Here is a 19,098-nt window from a genome sequence, read left to right as displayed (position 1 = left end):
TAGGTATTTTGGCGGAAATGCGCTAATCATCCCCAAAAAAGAATGAGTAGGGCAGTATGATGATGAATCGCAGGATGTTTACCAGTGCGGCAGCGCTTTTTGCGCTGACAGCATGTTCAAATAAGTTTCGCGTTTATACCGGCCCCCCAGTGACCAGCGTTGTTGTCCAAAAATCGAGACGTCAGATGTTCTTGATGAACGGAAACGACGTTCTTGAGGCTTACGATTTTGAGTTGGGTTTTACGCCAGAAGGCCACAAACAGACCGAAGGTGATGGGAAAACTCCGGAAGGCGCATATTTTATCGACCGTAAGAACCCAAACAGCAGTTTCTATCTTTCCATCGGTATATCATATCCGAACGCCGCTGATCGCGCGCGCGCCCGTGAACTTGGGCGCCGGCCAGGGGGTGACATCTTTATCCACGGCACTCCGCGTGAAAAACGCAGCACTGCGGATTGGACGGCAGGCTGCATCGCTGTTCGGGATCGCGAGATGGAAGACATCTACGCAATGGTAAACGTCGGGACGCCGATTTTTCTGAATAGTTAAGCGTTATTGAAGCGGAACAGCGTTCTGTTGAGCGATAATTGGGCTTTGGTTGCTGTTGGCCAAGACCAATGTCCACCAGATCTTACCGTTACTTTCTTGAAACCAAGAGATGCCCATTTCCGTCGCCTCGGAATCAAGCAGAACCGCACGGGTGCTAGGTTCGCGCATCCAAGCACCAAGCGTTTCGAGCTCAGTTTCATAGGTTTCGGAAATCGTTTCACCGGTTAAAGCACCGCCGTAGCCAACGCGACGCAGGCGATCAATTGGTGAAGATCCGTCTGAGCCAAAGTGCCAAGGACGGTTCTGAACAGACATGTCGCGTGAATGGGTTGCAGCCGCCGCGTTTAACTGGGCGTTTAATCGGACTGTTTGCACGCCAGCAGATTGGCGCAACGCATTCAGCCCGTCCAATACACGAAATTGAATATTATCAGTGTCTTGTGCGCTTATTCTATAGATCTGCGCAACTGGAAGGCCATCTGGTCCAATTGCGGCCTGCGTGCCACCACAAGAAGCCAAACCAAAAGCCATAGAACCAAGAATGAATGAACGGCGGAGCATATAAGTACCTTTATCGATTTCATTTGCCATACCCGTTCGGGCCTTACGTTTCAAACCCACATCGGCGTGATACAGCGTAAACTAGGCAACTTTGGTATAAGAACGCGGCAAATTCGCCATAAATTCGCAACTGATATACCTAATCCAACCTTGTCTATGTCGCTAAGAATTGAATAATGACCAGATTTTGTGGCGCTTTCTGGAATAATGCGTGTCAGAGCTCAAGTGTTGCCGATTTGACGACACTTTGCTTGACGCAAGGCGCGAAAACCAAAATTGGCTTTGCATTCAGGGTTGTTTCGTGATTTGGCAAGTGAAGAGGGAAGTCTTGGGTGCCCATGGCTTAAACCTCAACAAATTTGCCGTGGGCAATAACTTGGAGAAATAAAATGAAAAAATTCGCACTCGCAGCCGTACTTGCAACAGCAGCATCCACATCTTTCGCGGGCAACATGGCCGCTCCAGTAATGGAAATGGCACCAGTTGTCGTTATGGAAGAAACAGCTGGATCTTCTTCTTCTGCTGGCCTGATCATTCCACTGATCTTGGTTGCTCTGATTGCTGCTGCTTTGGCTGACTAAGCCTTTCAGTACTTTCTATGTTTAAGGCCGCTCCTTTCGGGGCGGCCTTTTCATTTGTGGGATCTGATTTCTGGATCGCCCAGTTTACTCGAGCCAGCCCTGCAGGTTTCGCTGCACGATTCCTGACAGCGCATCGATATGTGCCGCATCGTCATTGAGGCACGGAATATAGGTGAAGTGTTCACCTCCAGCGTGCTCAAAGCTCTCTTTGATTTCTTCGTTAATCTCTTCCAACGTCTCAATGCAGTCTGCTGAAAACGCGGGCGCGCAAACTGCGATGTTGGTTTTCCCTTTTTCAGCAAGCCGCGCGACCTCTTCGACTGTGTAAGGCTGCAACCATTCTTCAGGTCCAAATTTACTTTGGAACGTTGTAATGATCTGAGTGTCACCCCACCCAAGCCGTTCTTTCAGCAAGCGCGTCGTTTTCTGGCATTGGCAATGGTACGGATCACCTTCCATCAAATAGCGCTGCGGAACTCCGTGGTACGAACACACGAGGATTTCGGGCTTCTTATCGGCTCTCGCATAGGCAGCCTCGATGGATTGCGCGAGGGCATCGATATAGGCGGCGTCTTCGAAATAAGGTTCAACGGTACGGGCAATCGGCTGCCACTTTTCTTTCATCAATGCGCGAAAGAATTGGTCATTGGCAGTTGCGGATGTTGCGCCAGCGTAGTGTGGATAGAGCGGGAAAAAGAGGATTTTTTGGCAGCCTGCCGCAATCATCTCCTTAACTTTGGATTCCGTTGACGGATTTCCGTAGCGCATACAGAAATCCACCACAACGTCGTCACCATACACCTTCGCAAGATTGGCTTTCATTGCTTCGGTTTGTTGCTTGGTGATCGTCAAAAGCGGGGATTCATTTGCTTTTTCGTTCCAGATGCTTTTGTAAGCGGCGCCGCTAGAGAACGGGCGCTTTGATAGGATGATAAGCTGAAGTATTGGCTGCCATTTCCAAGACGGATAATCGACCACGCGTTTGTCGCTTAGGAACTCGCTGAGGTACCGACGCATTGGCCAATAGTCTGTACTGTCTGGTGTCCCGAGGTTTGCCAAAAGCACACCGACCTTGGCCGGCTTCATTTTGGGATGGTCAACCGGAGCATGAACAGGGCATTTCGCGGTATCATTCGGGCTTGCGTCAGACATTGGCATCCTCGTTTTCAAACTCATTTATCGAACTTAGTTATCTTTTCTTAGGCAACGGTCAATCATCTGAACGATCTAAGGGCAACTCATCGGTGCCAAGTGCGTCTGAAAGCCGCGTCATTGCTGAACCGGGCCGTAGCGGTTTTTGCTGGCTTTCAGAGGGCGCCCATCCGGTGAGCGTCGCGATCTCAAATGTTGCTGGAATGCGGCCATCATCCATCACGAACGTGTCGACATAGCGCGACATTGCTTGTGCGAATATCTTGCGGCCAGTAGGTGTGCGTTGACGTTGATCCATCGCATTGCCTTCCCCCATTGCACGTAAGTCACGCATCAAATGGATCGGTGTGTCGTAAGTCACCGTCAGCGGCATCATATCTGCAACCGGCAACGCGAGTCCTGCACGTTGTAAAAGCCCACCCAAATCGCGGACCTCACCCATTGGTAAAATACGCGGGGATAAACCGCCGGTTTGCGCAACCTCAGCCTCAGCTAAAACGCTGCGCAACTCATGCAAAGTTTGGCCGGCAAAAAGCGTCGCGATGAGAAGTCCATCGGACTTCAGCGCATGACGGCATTGGACCAACTGCCCTATCGGGTCGTCAGCCCAATGTAGGGATAGTGCGTGAATGATAAGGTCATGCGCGCCCTCTTCTAGATCAAGTGTTTCCCGATCTTCGACGATCTTCGCGCTTGGCATCCATTCTGCCCAAGCCTCCGGAAATCCTGTGACAACAGCAGGCGCTGTAAAGGTTCTGTTAACCTCGATCAGTCTTTCATGCACATCATCCGCAGAAGCGGCTTGTAGAAAAAGAACATCGGCACGCGCACGATTGCGGGCCAGTGCGGTTCGGTCGGTAAGGCGAGGGGGCATATCCATCCCTGCCATTTAGGAGAAACTGAAGACGATGCAAAGGTTGATCCAAGTTCTTTACCCACCTCAGTGCGCCATGTGTGAAGCGAGAACGGAGTCCGATTTTGGTTTGTGCGGGGCGTGTTGGGCCAAGACCCCTTTTATTGAAGGGCTATGTTGCGATGGTTGTGGAACCCCTTTGCCCGGGGATGATGCTCCTGATGATAGGCTACTTTGCGATGATTGCATGGTTATCGCGCGACCTTGGTCGAAGGGATGCGCAGCGCTGGTCTACAAAGACCAAGCACGGAGGATCGTTCTATCCTTGAAACATGGTGACAGAACGGATCTTGTCTGCGCAGTCGGTCCATGGTTGTTGAAATCAGCCGAACCGTTGATGTCGCCGGAAACGCTGGTGGTGCCGATACCGTTACATCGCTTCCGGTTACTTAGGCGAAAGTTCAATCAAGCGGCTCTTCTTGCCGGACAGCTCGCGCAACTTGCGGGCGTCGATTGCTGTTCCGATGGGCTTGTTCGCACCAAACGAACGGCCCCCTTAGATGGACATAACCGCGCCCAGCGGTTTGAATCGTTAAGTGATGCAATTGCTGCGAATCAGAAGCGGGTATTAAAGCTAAAGGGGCGTAAAATTCTTCTCGTTGATGATGTAATGACGTCCGGAGCAACGTTCGCGGCGGCTACGGAGGCTTGTTTCTCAGCCGGCGCAGATGACGTTTGCGTGCTTTCACTGGCCCGCGTCGTGAAGGATGCCTAAATAGGGGTAACTCAATTTAAGGATACCCCAATGGCAACCGTTGAAATCTATACCACCCCAATTTGTGGCTTTTGCCATCGCGCGAAAGGATTGCTGTCCTCCAAAGGCGTGAGCTACACCGAAATTGATGTCATGAGCGACCCGTCTCGCCGTGCCGAAATGATGCAACGCGCGAACGGTGGCCGCACGGTCCCGCAGATTTTCGTCGATGGTCGGCATATCGGCGGTAGCGATGAAATGGCAGCGCTTGATAGAGCAGGCAAGCTTGACCCACTTTTGAACGGGTGAAGGCCGCCGTCCTTCAGATTACGTCGTCCGACAATCCAGCTGAAAACTTGGAGCTGGTGGAACGAATGATTGCGGATGCAGCGGCGCAAGGGGCGACGTTGGTTTGTACGCCTGAAGTGACGAATTGCGTCAGTATGAATCGAGCCCACCAATCCAAAGTTTTGAACCATCAAGACGAGGACCCGACGCTAAAAGGGTTAAGGGAGTCGGCACGTGAACATGGTGTTTGGCTTTCGATCGGATCCCTTGCGCTGCAGGGTGGCGCAGACGGGCGATTTGTTAATCGGTCGTTCCTAATCAATCCTTCTGGTGAAATTGCCGCGACCTACGACAAGATCCATATGTTCGACGTTCAGGTAAGCGAAACTGAAACCTACGCAGAATCTTCCGGCTATGCCCCAGGAAGTCGGGCAGTTTTGGCAGATATGGGCGATGCGAAGATCGGTCTTACAATCTGCTATGATCTGCGTTTCCCGCATTTGCACCGTACCTTAGCCAAAGCAGGGGCAGACATAATACTGGCTCCTTCAGCTTTTTCGGCCGTTACAGGTGCCGCCCATTGGGAAACCCTATTGCGCGCCCGAGCAATTGAGACGGGGTGTTTCGTGATCGCGGCAGCCCAAACGGGAACTCATTCAACGCAGTCAGGCAAGTCCCGCCAAACATATGGGCATTCTCTAGTGGTGTCGCCTTGGGGAGAGGTTTTGGCCGACGCAGGGTCAGCCAGTGGCATCACGCTCGTTGATTTTGACTTCAATGAAGTGTCTAAAGCGCGCAAACGAATTCCTGCGCTGACGCATGATAGAGTAATTAGTGGTCCCTAAGGTCGATGAACCAAGAAACAGATAGCCTCGCCGTTGCGCTATTCAGTGAGATCCTCACTGTCGATCAGCTTGCGCGCAACAGTGTCGCGAAAGCGCTGCCTAAGGGCATGGTACTGTCCCACTTTTCAGTTCTGAACCATTTGGCACGCACGCAAAGCGAAAAGACACCGGCCCAAATTGCGAAGACCTTTCATTTGACCCGCGGCGCAATGACAAACACGCTGCGCAAACTTGAAGCTGCGGGATATATCCATATTCGCCCCGATTGGGACGATGCGCGCCGCAAGCTTGTTACAGTAAGTAGATCTGGCCTTGCCGCACGGGATACTGCGATGGCGGCCATTGCGCCAATCATCGCGCATGCTGTTGATCAGGTTGGGGCGGATCAGGTGCGTTCGATTTTACCTGCGTTGCGCGAATTACGCCTACGGTTGAGCGACGAAGAGTAAACGTTAGTTAAGCTGTTTTCAGGGACGCAGTAACATAGTTCACGGACAGATCGCTTTCGGAGATTGACCAGCTCCACCCTAGAAAATCAAACTTGAAGCCCTTTCGATCGACTGGGTTCAGTCCTGCGTTTTTTAGCAGCTCAAATAGTTCGTCTGGTGTGATGAACTTGTTCCATTCATGCGTGCCTTTTGGCAACCAGCGCATAATGAATTCGGCACCAACAATCGCCATAGCGAAACTCTTTGGGTTTCGGTTGATAGTCGAACAGATCTGAAGCCCGCCGGGTTTCAAAAGCTGTTGGCACGCAGTGAGAAATGAAAGTGGGTCAACGACGTGTTCGACGACTTCCATATTTAGAACGACGTCAAATTGCTCGCCTGCGGCGGCCATGTCTTCTGCGGTTGTGAAGCGATAATCGACGTTTAGACCAGATTGTTCTGCGTGAACTTGCGCTACAGGAATATTTCCCTCGGCAGCATCGGCACCGACAATATCTGCACCAAGCCGCGCCATCGGTTCGCAAAGCAAACCACCGCCACAACCAATGTCAAGAATGCGCAGCCCCCCAAAAGGCTTGTCCGCCTTCAAGTCACGATCAAATTCTGACGCGATTTGCTGTGTAATATAATCTAGTCGCGTCGGGTTGAGCATGTGGAGTGGCTTGAACTTACCTTCTAGGTCCCACCATTCAGCGGCCATGGCTTCAAACTTGGCAATTTCTGCCGGATCAACGGTTGTTTGTGCGGTTTTCATGCGGACTCCGAAACTTTTGGGCGCTCATGCACCATCTGGGCATCGTCTGTTACCCACTATATAGATTGGATATGGACAAGGCCTCAGGACAAAAAAGCGCGGTTGCGTATCTCTATCCTCCAATCGACCCATTTGAACAGCAGATGCTGGATGCGGGCGACGGACATAAGATCTATGTCGAGCAATGCGGTAATCCCGATGGGCTGCCCGTTGTTGTTTTGCATGGCGGTCCTGGTGGTGGATGCAGTCCGATGATGCGGCGCTTTTTTGATCCTGAAATCTATCGGATTATCCTGTTTGATCAGCGCGGTTGTGGCCGTTCAAGGCCGCACGCAAGTGTTGAGAACAACACCACCTGGCACCTCGTTTCTGACATTGAACTTATCAGAGAGAAACTGGGAGTTTCCGATTGGATTGTCTTTGGCGGTAGCTGGGGCGCAACCCTTTCGTTGATTTATGCTCAGGCGCACCCGACTTCTGTTTTGCATCTTGTATTGCGCGGCGTGTTTCTAAGTACCCAACGAGAGCTTGACTGGTTTTACCAAGGTGGCGCGGGCGCGTTTTGGCCTGAGGTTTGGAAAAGTTTCGAAGACCTGATCCCTGAAATGGAACGGCATGACATGATTGCAGCGTACCACAACCGCTTGTTTTCTGGCGATGCGATGATCGAAACCAAATACGCACGCGCGTGGGCAGGATGGGAGAACGCGCTGGCGTCAATTGACAGCCAAGGTGTCGGTGGAACCAGCCCAGCAGAATACGCACGTGCTTTCGCACGCTTAGAAAACCACTATTTCACCAACAAATGCTTCCTGAATGCCGAGCAACAAATTCTGACCAATGTCGCGAAGATCGCCCATATTCCGGCAATCATTGTGCAAGGCCGCTTTGACATGATTTGTCCGCCTCTGTCTGCACATACGCTCGCATCGAATTGGCCAAAGTGCCGTTTGGTTATGGTCGCGAAAGCGGGGCACGCCCTGTCCGAGCCGGGAATAACTGCGGAACTTGTTCGCGCAATGGATGTACTTGGTGCCTCAAAAGTAGCCGAAAAATAACGACTTGTATGATTTTACATTCTCGTTACGCTACCCTTAACCAAGGGGGACTATAGGCTTGCGATCAATATTGAAGATTGTTCTTCAACGACTTGGACTAGGGATCTTAACCCTCTTTGTTGTTTCCATAGTCATCTTCGTGGCGGTCAACTCGCTACCAGGGGATTTCGCCGAAGCCATTTTGGGGCAGGGCGCCACACCGGAATCGATTGCAACTATCCGCCGGGATTTGGGTTTGGACCAACCCCTCGTCTTTCGGTATGTCGATTGGCTGAAGGGCATGTTGACCTTCGATCTCGGGACGAGTTTTGCGCAATTGAATTTCGCGAACTTTGGCGGCGCTGGAACGACAACAGTCGCGGAACAGATCGCACCACGTCTTTCCAACACCATGTTTCTTGCGACAGTGACGGCCTGCATTGCGGTGCCATTGGCTGTGACGCTTGGTATTCTTGCAGCACTGTATCGCAACACCGCATTTGACAAAGCGGCGAACTTGTTCACGCTTAGCTCAATCTCGAGCCCTGAATTCTTCATGGCCTATGTGCTGATCCTGTTCCTTGCGGTTCTGAACCCGATTTTCCCGAGCCTCAGCAATATATTTGAAGGCATGGCGTTCTCGGAACGGCTTGAAAAATCTATGCTTCCGGCCCTGACGCTGACCTTGGTTGTTACCGCGCACATGATGCGGATGACGCGCGCTGCGATTATCAGCCTTTTGGCGTCGCCCTATATCGAAATGGCGCGGCTTAAGGGCCTCAGCCCGATGCGGGTGATCGTGAAACATGCGTTGCCAAACGCGCTTGCGCCAATCATCAACGTGATCGCGCTGAACCTTGCTTACCTAATCACTGGCGTCGTCGTGGTTGAGGTGGTGTTCGTTTATCCGGGCATCGGCCAGCTGTTCGTCGATTCCGTGAAAATTCGCGACATCCCTGTGGTTCAAGCCTGCTGCCTTATCTTCGCGGCGGCCTATATCCTCCTGAACCTGACTGCGGATATTCTTTCTATTATCTCCAACCCACGTCTGAGGCATCCAAAATGAGCGGTTTGATGTGGGTGGCGGCCCTTCTCGCTGTGCTTTTGGTCGGTGGATATGTGTTCCGTTTAGTGGGGCAGAAGATCACTAAGAATGCACCTATGTTCCGAGACATGAGTTTCGGCGTTGCATTCGGCTACGTTCTTGCAGTGGCTTTGTTTCTTTGGGCCATTTATTATTACTTTCAACCAGCGGTGACAGAAGCTGGAACGCCGAACGCGGGCGTCGTGTTCTTTAAGTGGGCCGTTCACGGCTTCATCATAGCGTCGATCGCAGCGTATTTGTTCCGTTTTCTGGGACGCGTTGTTGGTACTGAAGGCAGCAAGAAACTGTTCCGTTCCATGCCGCTAACAGCATCATTCGGTATTCTCGTTATTATCCTTTACGCAATCACCGCGATCTTCGCGGGTTCGATTGCACCTTATGGCGAATCTGAAATTCTCGGCGCGGCGAACGTGTTGGCTGGTGGCGATTTGGCGGCTGGTGGTGATCCCGCTTATCCGCTGGGAACGGACCAAATTGGTCGCGATATTCTAAGCCGCCTGATCTACGGTGCGCGTAACACAGTTGGTATCGCATTCATTACAACTTGCTTGGCGTTTTTCATCGGCGGAAGCCTTGGGTTTTTGGCGGCGACGTTGCAGGGCTGGCTTGACCAGCTTCTTTCACGTTCCGTCGACGTTTTGATGGCTATCCCGTCGCTGATTTTCGCGCTACTGCTGATGACAATCGCCAGCGTGTGGTCCGTGAAGCTCGGCGTCCCGTTAACCATTTTCATGGTCGTCATCATCGCCGTGATCGACAGCACACGCGTCTACCGTTTGGCACGCGCCGTTGGTTTGAATATTGTTGTTATGGACTACATCGAAGCGGCTAAACTTCGCGGCGAGGGTTTAGGATATCTCGTATTCAAGGAAATCCTACCCAACGCCTTGGCACCACTACTCGCTGAATTTGGTCTGCGCTTCTGCTTTGTGTTCCTGACAATCGCAGCGCTTTCATTCCTCGGTGTCGGTATCCAGCCACCATTGGCGGATTGGGGCACAATGGTACGTGACCTTGGCCCGTTCATCAACTTCGCGGCCTTCATTCCAACAGCAGCTGTAACGCCTCTATTGGCAGCGGGTGCGATTGCGTTGCTCACCGTCGCGGTGAACTTCGTTGTTGACTGGATGCTGCACAAGACATCGGGGCTGAAAGAATGAGCAATCTTCTAACGATCAAGGGCCTCAAGATTGAAGGCCGCTCCGATGAGACATGGAATCCGATCATCAACGGCGTCGATCTGACGCTGAAGAAGGGTGAAGTCCTCGGTCTGATCGGTGAATCCGGAGCGGGGAAATCCACGATCGGCCTTGCCGCGATGGGCTACACCCGTGACGGTGTACGCATTTCTGAAGGTTCCGTCGAATTCGACGGGATTGATCTGGTCAAAGCATCCGCAGCAGTCAAACGTGACCTGTTGGGCAAACGCATTGCCTACGTCGCGCAGTCCGCCGCCGCGTCGTTCAACCCTGCGCACAAGTTGATGGACCAGCACACAGAGGGTCCGGTTCAACACGGCGTCGATAGTCGTGCTTCTAGCACGGATGACGGCATTGAGCTTTACCGTAAGCTTCGCCTTCCAAACCCTGAGAAGATCGGATTCCGCTATCCGCACCAAGTGTCCGGCGGTCAGTTGCAACGCGCAATGACGGCAATGGCCATGTCCTGCCGTCCTGACCTGATCATTTTTGATGAACCGACGACTGCGCTTGATGTGACCACCCAGATCGAAGTCCTCGCGTCCATTCGTGAGATCGTTGAAGAATTCGATACGGCTGCGATCTACATTACCCACGACCTCGCGGTTGTGGCGCAAATGGCCGACAACATCAAAGTTCTGCTGCGCGGTGATGAGGTCGAACAAGCCGATACTCGCACGATGCTGTCTGCCCCAAAAGAGGACTATACCAAGTCACTTTGGGCTGTTCGCGAATTTGCGAGACCGAAAAAACTTCCCGTTCCAGAAGGTTCTGTTCCTGTCGTTTCGGTACGCGGTATTACCGCGGCCTATGGCAAAACAGATGTGCTGCACGATGTTAGCTTTGACATTCACGCAGGCCGCACAGTTGCCGTTGTTGGTGAATCGGGATCAGGTAAATCGACTGCAGCGCGCTGCATTACGGGCTTGTTACCGCCACGTATGGGTGAAATTTCCTTTGATGGTGAAGTCTTGCCTTCTGACTATCGCAAGCGGAGCAAGGATCAGTTGCGTCAGGCGCAAATGATTTACCAGATGGCTGATACGGCCCTGAACCCGCGCAAGACAATTGGCCAGATCATTGGACGTCCTGTTCAGTTCTATGGCGGTCTTAAGGGTGCGAAACGTCGTGAGCGCGTGAATGAACTCCTTGATCAGATCGAATTAGAGCCGTCGCAGTACTATAACCGTTTGCCGTCTGAGCTTTCTGGCGGGCAAAAACAACGTATCGGGATTGCGCGTGCACTGGCAGCAGAACCGAAGTTCATCATTTGTGACGAAGTTACATCTGCATTGGATCAATTGGTTGCTGAAGGCATTTTGCGGCTTCTTGCAGATTTGCAGGACAACCTAGGCCTTTCATATATGTTCATCACACATGATCTCGCGACTGTGAAATCGATCGCGGATGAAGTTGTGGTAATGAAAGAAGGCAAGGTGATTGAGCAAGGCGAGAAGACAAGTATGTTTACTCCGCCGCATCACGCATACACAGATTTGCTGCTGAGTTCGGTTCCAGAAATGGATCCAGATTGGCTGACGAATTTGCTGGAAGAACGAGGCGTCGACAACATTGGCGACGCAGCGGTTAACAAAATGTGACCGAATCAGCTTAGAGTAAGCGCTGAGAATAATAAAAACCTAAGGGAGACTATAAATATGTATGGAATTAGCAGACGTGGATTGCTGCAATCTGGTGTAGCGGCGGGTGTACTCGCAGCGACTGGCTTGCCGCTTAAGGCACAAACACGCGGCGGCAAATTGACTGCAGGTCTGGGTGGCGCAAACACGTCCGATAGTTGGGACAGCCGCACACACTCTGATATCTTCATGATTGCATCTGCGCAGGGGGCTGTTTTTGATTCCCTAACAGAAGTTGCTGCCGACGGTTCCCTTGTGGGTGAGTTGGCTGAGAATTGGGAAGCCTCTGCGGACGCTAAAACCTGGACATTCAACCTGCGCCAAGGCGTGACGTTCCACAACGGAAAGTCCTTTGGTGCTGACGATGTAATTGCATCCTTGCAAATGCACCTAGGCGAAGAGTCCAAGTCTGCAGCCAAGCCAATCGTTGAAGCGATTGAGACCATGACCAAGGTTACTGATCATCAGGTTCAGTTCGTACTTGCCTCAGGTAATGCTGACTTCCCATACCTGATGTCTGACTACCACATCCTGATGTACCCAGCGGGCCAGATCGAAGAAGCGATCGCCAGCGGCATCGGTACGGGTCTTTATCAGGTTACGTCATTTGACCCTGGTGTACGAATGACGGCCAGCCGTTATGCAGATCACTACAAGGGTGACAGCGCGGGCTTCTTTGATGAGATCGAATACATCGCCATCAACGACAACACAGCGCGTATGAACGCTTTGATGACGGGTCAGGTCGACACGATTAACCGGATCGATTTCAAGACCGAAGCATTGCTTAAGGCGAACCCGGCACTGCGCATTCAAGAAGTGACAGGCAACCAGCAGTACACAATGCCGATGCTGACAGATGTTGCGCCGTTCAACGACGTCAACGTTCGTAAGGCGCTGAAGTACGGCATCAACCGTCAGGAAATGGTCGACAAGATCCTTCTTGGTCACGGTGCTGTTGGTAACGACACGCCAATCGGCCCTGCTAACCAATACTACAATGCCGAGATGGAACAGCTTTCCTACGATCCGGATCAGGCAAAATACTACCTGCAGCAAGCTGGTCTCGATTCCATCGACATCGATTTCTCTGCGTCCAACGCAGCATTTGAAGGTGCCGTTGATGCGGGCCAGTTGTTCCAGGCGTCTGCTGCGGAAGCCGGGATCAACATTAACGTGGTCCAAGAACCGTCGGATGGTTACTGGTCAAACGTTTGGAATGTTAAGCCGTTCTGTGCATGCTACTGGTCTGGTCGCGCGACAGAAGACTGGATGTTCGCAACTGCATACGAAGCTGGCGTGCCTTGGAATGATAGCCAATGGGATGGCGATGATAGCGCCCGCTTCCAAGAGTTGTTGTTGACTGCACGGGCTGAACTGGACAGCGACAAGCGTCGTGAGCAGTACTATGAAATGCAGCAGATTCTGCGTGACGAAGGTGGTGTTCTGATCCCAATGTTCGCGAACTATGTTCAGGCTGTGAACAACCGGATCTCCTCACCTGACACAGTGGGTAACCTTTGGCAGATGGACAACGGTCGCATGGCTGAACGTTGGTCAGTGGCGTAATTTACGCCCCTTAGAAAACAGAAAGCCCCGCCAGTTTTGGCGGGGCTTTTTGCGTTTTAGGAAGGCATTGCGCCTTCGGCGATGCGCTTTTTCATTGTGCGCATCATAACCAAATACATCAGCGCAACGCCGCATAAGAACGAAGAACCGCCAACGGCGATCAAAAGTGTCGTGTCCATATTCATCTCCTCAAGGTTTGAATGACGGCTTGGTTAATGGCCTAATTTGGCGGATTTACGGCACAAATGCGTTGCCCCTTGCAGACTCACCTCAACATACGTATATCCATCTCAACAGCGGCGCTTCGGCCTCCACCCCCGAAGCCCACCGAAATTCCAACGGGCCGCGCGCCCGTTTTTTTGTGCCTAATCGAAAGAGACTATGTCTGAACTTATCGCCCGCGCGGCAATGGATCGCCGCATCACAGAAATCATTACCCCAACCGTTGAGGATTTGGGGTATGAAGTCGTGCGTGTGCGATTGATGACAGGTAAAGAATCTATCCTTCAGATCATGGCACAAAAACCTGATGGCTCGATTGAGGTCGATGATTGCGGCGTTATCAGTACAGCAGTTTCCGCTCTGCTCGACGTAGAAGACCCGATTGCGGACGTTTACACGCTCGAAGTTTCAAGTCCGGGTATTGATCGCCCGCTCACACGGTTGAAGGATTTTGACCAGTGGGAAGGCAATGAAGCCAAGATTGAAACGGAAGAGCTGATCGATGGTCGCCGCCGTTTCAAAGGCATGTTGCGCGGCACCGAGGGCGATGAGGTCCTTATTGAGATCGAAGATCAGGGGCAGTCGGTCACAATCGGTTTGAAATTCGAATGGCTTACGGATGCCAAACTTGTCCTCACGGACGAGCTGATCCGCGATGTTTTGAAAGGCCGTAAAGACGCTGGCCAGATCGATGAGACACAATTTGACGAAGTTGAGACCGTGCTAGGCGGCTCTGACGAGGAGAAGAACTAATGGCGATTACATCAGCCAACCAGCTGGAACTTTTGCAAACCGCTGAGGCCGTGGCCCGCGAAAAGCAGATCGACCCGATTTTGGTCGTCGAAGCGATGGAAGAATCCCTCGCGCGCGCGGCGAAGTCCCGTTACGGGTCTGAAATGGACATCCGTGTTCACATCGACCGCAAGACTGGCAAGGCAACGTTCACACGCGTTCGTACGGTTGTGGCTGAAGAAGAGCTTGAAAACTACCAGGCTGAATTCACCGTTGAGCAAGCTTCTGAATACATGGACGCGCCAGAAATCGGCCAAGAGTTCATCGAAGAAGTTCCTCCGGTTGAAATGGGCCGTATCGCTGCGCAATCCGCCAAGCAGGTGATTTTGCAAAAGGTTCGCGAAGCCGAGCGCGACAAGCAGTACGAAGACTTCAAAGACCGCGCCGGCACAATCATCAACGCGCAGGTTAAGCGCGAAGAGTACGGCAACGTTATTGTTGATGTTGGCACAGGCGAAGCAATCCTGCGCCGCAACGAAAAGATCGGCCGCGAAAGCTACCGCCCGAACGATCGTATCCGTTGCTTCATCAAAGAAGTTCGTCGTGAGCAGCGCGGCCCTCAGATTTTCCTGAGCCGCACAGATCCTCAGTTCATGGCTGAATTGTTCAAGATGGAAGTTCCAGAAATCTACGAGAACATCATCGAAATCAAAGCCGTTGCTCGTGACCCAGGTTCACGCGCAAAGATTGCCGTGATTTCCTACGATGGTTCCATTGATCCAGTTGGTGCTTGTGTTGGTATGCGTGGCTCACGCGTTCAGGCCGTTGTGAATGAGCTTCAAGGCGAAAAGATCGACATCATTCCTTGGAACGAAGACATGCCAACGTTCCTCGTGAACGCGCTTCAGCCAGCTGAAGTGTCCAAGGTTGTGTTTGACGAAGAAGCCGAACGTATCGAAGTTGTTGTTCCTGAAGAGCAGCTTTCACTTGCGATTGGTCGTCGTGGCCAGAACGTGCGTTTGGCGTCCCAGTTGACTGGCCTTGATATCGATATCCTGACTGAGGAAGAAGAATCCAAGCGTCGTCAAGCGGAATTCGAACTGCGTACTGGTCTGTTTATCGAAGCACTCGATCTCGACGAATTCTTTGCTCAGCTGTTGGTCTCTGAGGGTTTCACTACGCTCGAAGAAGTTGCCTACGTTGAAGTTGAAGAACTGCTCGTCATCGACGGTGTTGATGCTGATACAGCCAGCGAGCTTCAGGCCCGTGCCCGTGACGTGATTGAGGCTAAGAACGCTAAGGCAATGGAAAACGCCCGTGCTTTGGGTGTCGAAGACAGCCTTGTTGCATTTGAAGGCCTCACACCCCAGATGATTGAAGCACTGGCGAACGATGGCGTGAAAACGCTGGAAGACTTCGCAACATGTGCTGACTGGGAATTGGCCGGTGGCTGGACTGTTGTTGACGGCGAACGTTCCAAAGACGACGGTTCGCTTGAGCCATTCGAAGTAACACTTGAGGACGCGCAAGACATGATCATGACGGCACGCGTAATGCTTGGTTGGGTTGATCCTGACGATTTGGTTTCCGAAGCTGATGAGGTCGAAGAGACCGAGGAGCAGGAGGCCTGATCGCAGGCCTCCGGGTTTGCGCATGGGACGGGGTGGCCGTACCAAAGACCGTGATGTCTCAGAACGCCGGTGCATTGTCACCGGTGAAACTGCGCCGAAGGCGGGGTTGATCCGTTTTGTCGTGGGACCAGAAAATGAAGTGTTCCCTGACGTTCTGGAAAAGCTGCCGGGTCGGGGCATGTGGGTAACTGCAACCCGTGACGCGTTGGATAAGGCGGGTAAGGGACAGTTTTCCAAATCGGCTAAGGCACCCGTAAAGGTGCGTGACGATTTGGCAGACGAAGTTGATCGCCAGTTGGCGCGCCGTGTGGTTGATTTGATCGCTCTGGCTCGTAAAGCCGGATCAGCGGTGACCGGTTTCGAAAAGGTCAAAGGTTGGCTGGCAGGTGGCGAAAACGTCCGCGCCTTGTTCCAAGCCTCTGACGGGTCGGAACGCGGCAAGACGAAATTATGGACCCCAGAAGGCGCCCGTTATTTTGGGTGCCTGACAGGACAAGAGTTAGGTTTGGCCTTCGGGCGCCAAACTGCAGTACACGCTGCCCTCGCCTCTGGCGGAATGAGCAACCGTGTAGTAGAGGAAGCGGCAAAGCTGAAAGGCTTGCGCGAGATAGATGGCGGTGAAGGCACCGTCACGGAAGGAATAGAAACGACATGAGCGATTCAGACGGCAAAAAGCCCCTTGGTGTTACTCCACGTCCCGGTAGCGTGAAGCAAAGCTTCAGCCACGGGCGCACCAAGAACGTGGTCGTTGAGACGAAGCGCAAACGCGTTGTCGTCCCCAAGCCTGGTGCGGCAAAGCCAACCGGTTCTTCTGCACCGCTTGGTGGTGACCCCTCCAAGCGCCCAGCTGGTATTTCCGATGTGGAAATGGATCGCCGTATGAAGGCGCTTCAGGCTGCGAAAGCACGCGAAGCTGAAGACGCTGCAAAGCGCGAAGCAGATGAGAAAGCCCGTGCGGCTGAGCGCGAGCGTCGTCTTGCCGAGATCGCTGAGAAAGAGCGCGCAGACAAAGAGCGTGATGAGGCTGTAAAAGCCAAGCAGGACGAGGAAGAGCGCAAGAAGCGTGACGCTGAAGCTGCTGCACAAGCTGCCGCTGCTCCAGCAGCTGTCGACCCTGAGCTTGCACCGGCCCAGCGCCGCGCACCCCCAAGCGGTGGCGCCCCGGCTGCGACGCCACGCAAGAAAGAAGACGATCGCGATTCTCGCAAAAACAAAAACCAAGGCGACGCCCGCAAGGGTGGTAAGCTGACGTTGAACCAAGCGCTGCGTGGCGGCGAAGGTGGCCGTCATCGTTCAATGGCGCAGATGAAGCGTAAGCAAGACCGCGCCCGTCAAAAGGCGATGGGTCAGAGCGTTGAGCGCGAGAAGGTTATGCGTGACGTGCAGTTGCCAGAAGCGATTGTTGTGTCCGAGTTGGCGAACCGTATGTCCGAAAAAGTATCAGACGTCGTAAAAGCGCTGATGACCAACGGCATTATGGCGACACAAAACCAGACGATCGATGCGGATACTGCGGAACTTATCGTTGAAGAATTCGGCCACAAAGTTGTGCGCGTTTCCGACGCTGATGTTGAAGACGTTATCAACATCATCGAGGACGACGAAAAAGACCTGAAGGGTCGCCCACCTGTCATTACGATCATGGGTCACGTTGATCACGGTAAAACATCCTTGCTGGATGCGATCCGCAACGCGAAAGTCGTCGCTGGTGAAGCTGGCGGCATCACGCAGCACATCGGTGCGTATCAGGTCACGACTGATAACGGCGCGGTTTTGTCGTTCCTTGATACACCAGGCCACGCGGCGTTTACGTCCATGCGTGCCCGCGGCGCACAGGTTACGGATATTGTTGTACTGGTTGTTGCGGCAGATGACGCCGTCATGCCACAGACCATCGAAGCGATTGCCCACGCGAAAGCAGCAAACGTTCCGATGATCGTTGCAATTAACAAATGCGACCGTCCGGCTGCAAACCCTGACAAGGTGCGCACGGACTTGCTTCAGCACGAAGTCATCGTTGAAAAAATGTCCGGTGAAGTACAGGATGTTGAAGTGTCCGCGATCACTGGCCAAGGCCTTGATGAATTGCTCGAAGCGATTGCGTTGCAGTCTGAATTGCTTGAACTGAAAGCCAATCCTGATCGCGCTGCCCAAGGTGCTGTTATTGAAGCGCAGCTTGATGTGGGTCGCGGTCCCGTTGCGACTGTTCTGGTTGAGACCGGCACATTGCGCCGTGGCGATATCTTCGTTGTGGGTGAACAGTGGGGTAAAGTCCGCGCGTTGATCGACGACAAAGGTGAGCGCGTTAACGAAGCTGGCCCTTCTGTTCCTGTTGAGGTTCTTGGCCTGAACGGTACGCCAGAAGCGGGCGACGTTTTGAACGTTACAGAAACTGAAGCGCAAGCCCGTGAAATCGCGGAATACCGTGCGAACGCAGCGAAAGAAAAACGCGCGGCTGCGGGTGCTGCGGTTACGCTTGATCAGCTGATGGCGAATGCTAAGGCCGACGAAAATGTTTCCGAATTGCCGATCCTTGTTAAAGGTGACGTGCAAGGTTCAACTGAAGCGATCGTTCAGGCGATGGCGAAAATCGGTAACGACGAAGTTCGCGTTCGCGTTCTGCACTCAGGTGTTGGTGCGATTACGGAAAGTGACATCGGTCTCGCTGAAGCGTCCGGCGCGCCGGTTATTGGTTTTAACGTGCGTGCGAACGCATCGGCCCGCAACTCTGCGAACCAGAAGGGCGTTGAGATCCGCTACTACTCCATCATCTACGATCTTGTGGATGACGTAAAAGCGGCTGCGTCTGGTCTGTTGTCTGCTGAGGTTCGCGAGAACTTTATCGGTTACGCCAAGATCCAAGAGGTCTTTAAGGTGTCCAATGTCGGTAAGATTGCCGGTTGTCTGGTCACTGAAGGTGTTGCGCGTCGTTCTGCTGGCGTTCGCTTGCTGCGTGACGATGTGGTTATCCACGAAGGCACGCTTAAGACGCTCAAGCGCTTCAAGGACGAGGTCAAAGAGGTCCAGTCTGGTCAGGAATGCGGTATGGCATTTGAGAACTACGAAGACATCCGCGCCGATGATGTGATCGAAATCTTCGAACGCGAAGAGGTTGAGCGGAATCTGTAATCCGCCACCAAATGAGAAACGAAAAAGGGGACGCTGCAACAGCGTC

The 19,098-nt window shown here is 52.8% G+C and carries 20 protein-coding genes; 15 read left to right on the top strand and 5 right to left on the bottom strand.

The genetic code is table 11. The features are described from left to right. Positions 1–59 precede the first annotated feature (59 nt). A complete protein-coding gene (locus OSB_RS15645; protein WP_049836215.1) occupies positions 60–551 on the top strand; it encodes a L,D-transpeptidase family protein in 492 nt (163 codons plus the stop codon). A gap of 3 nt (positions 552–554) precedes the next feature. Here the strand turns inward: OSB_RS15645 and dalA are convergent, their stop codons facing one another. Next, a complete protein-coding gene (gene dalA, locus OSB_RS15640) occupies positions 555–1,112 on the bottom strand; it encodes a divisome-associated lipoprotein DalA (protein ID WP_049836214.1) in 558 nt (185 codons plus the stop codon). Positions 1,113–1,501: 389 nt separating this feature from the next. On the opposite strand from dalA, the gene OSB_RS15635 reads away from it, so the two are divergent. Continuing rightward, on the top strand, positions 1,502–1,693 hold the full coding sequence (locus OSB_RS15635; RefSeq protein ID WP_049835861.1) for a hypothetical protein: 192 nt from the start codon (positions 1,502–1,504) through the stop codon (positions 1,691–1,693). 84 nt (positions 1,694–1,777) lie between these two features. On the opposite strand, the gene hemH is transcribed toward OSB_RS15635, so the two are convergent. Both hemH and OSB_RS15625 read right to left on the bottom strand, forming a co-directional pair. Next, the gene (hemH, locus tag OSB_RS15630) at positions 1,778–2,845 is read right to left on the bottom strand and encodes a ferrochelatase (RefSeq protein WP_049835860.1); all 1,068 of its coding nucleotides are present in this window, start codon (positions 2,843–2,845) and stop codon (positions 1,778–1,780) included. Between the two features lie 58 nt (positions 2,846–2,903). Next, entirely contained in the window at positions 2,904–3,725 is an 822-nt protein-coding gene (locus OSB_RS15625) for a methyltransferase domain-containing protein (RefSeq protein WP_049835859.1), read from the bottom strand. A 28-nt stretch (positions 3,726–3,753) separates the two neighbouring features. On the opposite strand from OSB_RS15625, the gene OSB_RS15620 reads away from it, so the two are divergent. The 4 genes from OSB_RS15620 to OSB_RS15605 are packed head-to-tail and all read left to right on the top strand — an operon-like array spanning position 3,754 to position 6,034. After that, positions 3,754–4,473 (top strand): ComF family protein, encoded by a 720-nt coding sequence (locus OSB_RS15620; protein WP_049835858.1) that lies wholly within the window; start codon positions 3,754–3,756, stop codon positions 4,471–4,473. A gap of 30 nt (positions 4,474–4,503) precedes the next feature. Further along, a complete protein-coding gene (grxC, locus tag OSB_RS15615; protein ID WP_049835857.1) occupies positions 4,504–4,761 on the top strand; it encodes a glutaredoxin 3 in 258 nt (85 codons plus the stop codon). Continuing rightward, positions 4,758–5,585 (top strand): carbon-nitrogen hydrolase family protein, encoded by an 828-nt coding sequence (locus tag OSB_RS15610; protein WP_049835856.1) that lies wholly within the window; start codon positions 4,758–4,760, stop codon positions 5,583–5,585. Before grxC ends, OSB_RS15610 begins: the two co-directional genes overlap by 4 nt. Positions 5,586–5,590: 5 nt before the next feature. Beyond that, a complete protein-coding gene (locus OSB_RS15605) occupies positions 5,591–6,034 on the top strand; it encodes a MarR family winged helix-turn-helix transcriptional regulator (protein ID WP_049835855.1) in 444 nt (147 codons plus the stop codon). A gap of 7 nt (positions 6,035–6,041) precedes the next feature. Here the strand turns inward: OSB_RS15605 and ubiG are convergent, their stop codons facing one another. Next, positions 6,042–6,788 carry a bifunctional 2-polyprenyl-6-hydroxyphenol methylase/3-demethylubiquinol 3-O-methyltransferase UbiG gene (gene ubiG / locus OSB_RS15600; protein ID WP_049835854.1) on the bottom strand — a complete coding sequence of 249 codons (747 nt, stop codon included), beginning with the start codon at positions 6,786–6,788 and terminating at the stop codon, positions 6,042–6,044. Positions 6,789–6,859: 71 nt separating this feature from the next. On the opposite strand from ubiG, the gene pip reads away from it, so the two are divergent. From pip to OSB_RS15575, 5 genes are read left to right on the top strand one after another with little or no spacing between them, the layout of a single operon-like run. Next, positions 6,860–7,846, top strand: a complete 987-nt coding sequence (gene pip / locus OSB_RS15595; RefSeq protein ID WP_049835853.1) for a prolyl aminopeptidase — start codon at positions 6,860–6,862, stop codon at positions 7,844–7,846. Positions 7,847–7,904: 58 nt separating this feature from the next. Continuing rightward, complete coding sequence (locus OSB_RS15590) at positions 7,905–8,891, top strand: ABC transporter permease (protein WP_049835852.1); 987 nt, start codon at positions 7,905–7,907, stop codon at positions 8,889–8,891. Continuing rightward, entirely contained in the window at positions 8,888–10,090 is a 1,203-nt protein-coding gene (locus OSB_RS15585; protein ID WP_143831331.1) for an ABC transporter permease, read from the top strand. Before OSB_RS15590 ends, OSB_RS15585 begins: the two co-directional genes overlap by 4 nt. Next, entirely contained in the window at positions 10,087–11,730 is a 1,644-nt protein-coding gene (locus OSB_RS15580) for an ABC transporter ATP-binding protein (RefSeq protein ID WP_049835851.1), read from the top strand. Before OSB_RS15585 ends, OSB_RS15580 begins: the two co-directional genes overlap by 4 nt. A gap of 57 nt (positions 11,731–11,787) precedes the next feature. Beyond that, positions 11,788–13,338, top strand: a complete 1,551-nt coding sequence (locus OSB_RS15575; RefSeq protein ID WP_049835850.1) for an ABC transporter substrate-binding protein — start codon at positions 11,788–11,790, stop codon at positions 13,336–13,338. Positions 13,339–13,394: 56 nt separating this feature from the next. Here the strand turns inward: OSB_RS15575 and OSB_RS16945 are convergent, their stop codons facing one another. Continuing rightward, entirely contained in the window at positions 13,395–13,517 is a 123-nt protein-coding gene (locus OSB_RS16945; protein ID WP_268794159.1) for a hypothetical protein, read from the bottom strand. Positions 13,518–13,719: 202 nt separating this feature from the next. On the opposite strand from OSB_RS16945, the gene rimP reads away from it, so the two are divergent. From rimP to infB, 4 genes are read left to right on the top strand one after another with little or no spacing between them, the layout of a single operon-like run. Then, positions 13,720–14,313, top strand: coding sequence for a ribosome maturation factor RimP (gene rimP / locus OSB_RS15570; protein WP_049835849.1), 594 nt, complete (start codon positions 13,720–13,722; stop codon positions 14,311–14,313). Beyond that, positions 14,313–15,923: a transcription termination factor NusA gene (nusA, locus tag OSB_RS15565; protein WP_049835848.1), complete on the top strand. Its 1,611-nt coding sequence runs from the start codon at positions 14,313–14,315 to the stop codon at positions 15,921–15,923. Before rimP ends, nusA begins: the two co-directional genes overlap by 1 nt. 22 nt (positions 15,924–15,945) lie before the next feature. After that, positions 15,946–16,578 (top strand): RNA-binding protein, encoded by a 633-nt coding sequence (locus tag OSB_RS15560; RefSeq protein WP_049835847.1) that lies wholly within the window; start codon positions 15,946–15,948, stop codon positions 16,576–16,578. Then, positions 16,575–19,052 carry a translation initiation factor IF-2 gene (infB, locus tag OSB_RS15555; protein ID WP_049835846.1) on the top strand — a complete coding sequence of 826 codons (2,478 nt, stop codon included), beginning with the start codon at positions 16,575–16,577 and terminating at the stop codon, positions 19,050–19,052. Before OSB_RS15560 ends, infB begins: the two co-directional genes overlap by 4 nt. Positions 19,053–19,098: the final 46 nt, after the last annotated feature.

The sequence above is a fragment of the Octadecabacter temperatus genome, assembly GCF_001187845.1.
Taxonomy (GTDB): domain Bacteria; phylum Pseudomonadota; class Alphaproteobacteria; order Rhodobacterales; family Rhodobacteraceae; genus Octadecabacter; species Octadecabacter temperatus.
Note: the sequence above shows the minus strand (reverse complement) of the source record. Positions and strands in the feature narration are given on the sequence as shown.

Bases quoted from the DNA above. Each gene is read 5' to 3' on its own strand.
- OSB_RS15575 (WP_049835850.1), top strand. From the start codon at position 11,788: ATGTATGGAATTAGCAGACGTGGATTGCTGCAATCTGGTGTAGCGGCG.
- OSB_RS15625 (WP_049835859.1), bottom strand. From the start codon at position 3,725: ATGGATATGCCCCCTCGCCTTACCGACCGAACCGCACTGGCCCGCAAT.
- grxC (WP_049835857.1), top strand. From the start codon at position 4,504: ATGGCAACCGTTGAAATCTATACCACCCCAATTTGTGGCTTTTGCCAT.
- OSB_RS16945 (WP_268794159.1), bottom strand. From the start codon at position 13,517: ATGGACACGACACTTTTGATCGCCGTTGGCGGTTCTTCGTTCTTATGC.
- infB (WP_049835846.1), top strand. From the start codon at position 16,575: ATGAGCGATTCAGACGGCAAAAAGCCCCTTGGTGTTACTCCACGTCCC.
- OSB_RS15585 (WP_143831331.1), top strand. From the start codon at position 8,888: ATGAGCGGTTTGATGTGGGTGGCGGCCCTTCTCGCTGTGCTTTTGGTC.
- OSB_RS15560 (WP_049835847.1), top strand. From the start codon at position 15,946: ATGGGACGGGGTGGCCGTACCAAAGACCGTGATGTCTCAGAACGCCGG.
- nusA (WP_049835848.1), top strand. From the start codon at position 14,313: ATGGCGATTACATCAGCCAACCAGCTGGAACTTTTGCAAACCGCTGAG.
- pip (WP_049835853.1), top strand. From the start codon at position 6,860: ATGGACAAGGCCTCAGGACAAAAAAGCGCGGTTGCGTATCTCTATCCT.
- OSB_RS15635 (WP_049835861.1), top strand. From the start codon at position 1,502: ATGAAAAAATTCGCACTCGCAGCCGTACTTGCAACAGCAGCATCCACA.
- OSB_RS15605 (WP_049835855.1), top strand. From the start codon at position 5,591: ATGAACCAAGAAACAGATAGCCTCGCCGTTGCGCTATTCAGTGAGATC.
- dalA (WP_049836214.1), bottom strand. From the start codon at position 1,112: ATGCTCCGCCGTTCATTCATTCTTGGTTCTATGGCTTTTGGTTTGGCT.
- rimP (WP_049835849.1), top strand. From the start codon at position 13,720: ATGTCTGAACTTATCGCCCGCGCGGCAATGGATCGCCGCATCACAGAA.
- ubiG (WP_049835854.1), bottom strand. From the start codon at position 6,788: ATGAAAACCGCACAAACAACCGTTGATCCGGCAGAAATTGCCAAGTTT.
- hemH (WP_049835860.1), bottom strand. From the start codon at position 2,845: ATGTCTGACGCAAGCCCGAATGATACCGCGAAATGCCCTGTTCATGCT.
- OSB_RS15580 (WP_049835851.1), top strand. From the start codon at position 10,087: ATGAGCAATCTTCTAACGATCAAGGGCCTCAAGATTGAAGGCCGCTCC.
- OSB_RS15645 (WP_049836215.1), top strand. From the start codon at position 60: ATGATGAATCGCAGGATGTTTACCAGTGCGGCAGCGCTTTTTGCGCTG.
- OSB_RS15620 (WP_049835858.1), top strand. From the start codon at position 3,754: ATGCAAAGGTTGATCCAAGTTCTTTACCCACCTCAGTGCGCCATGTGT.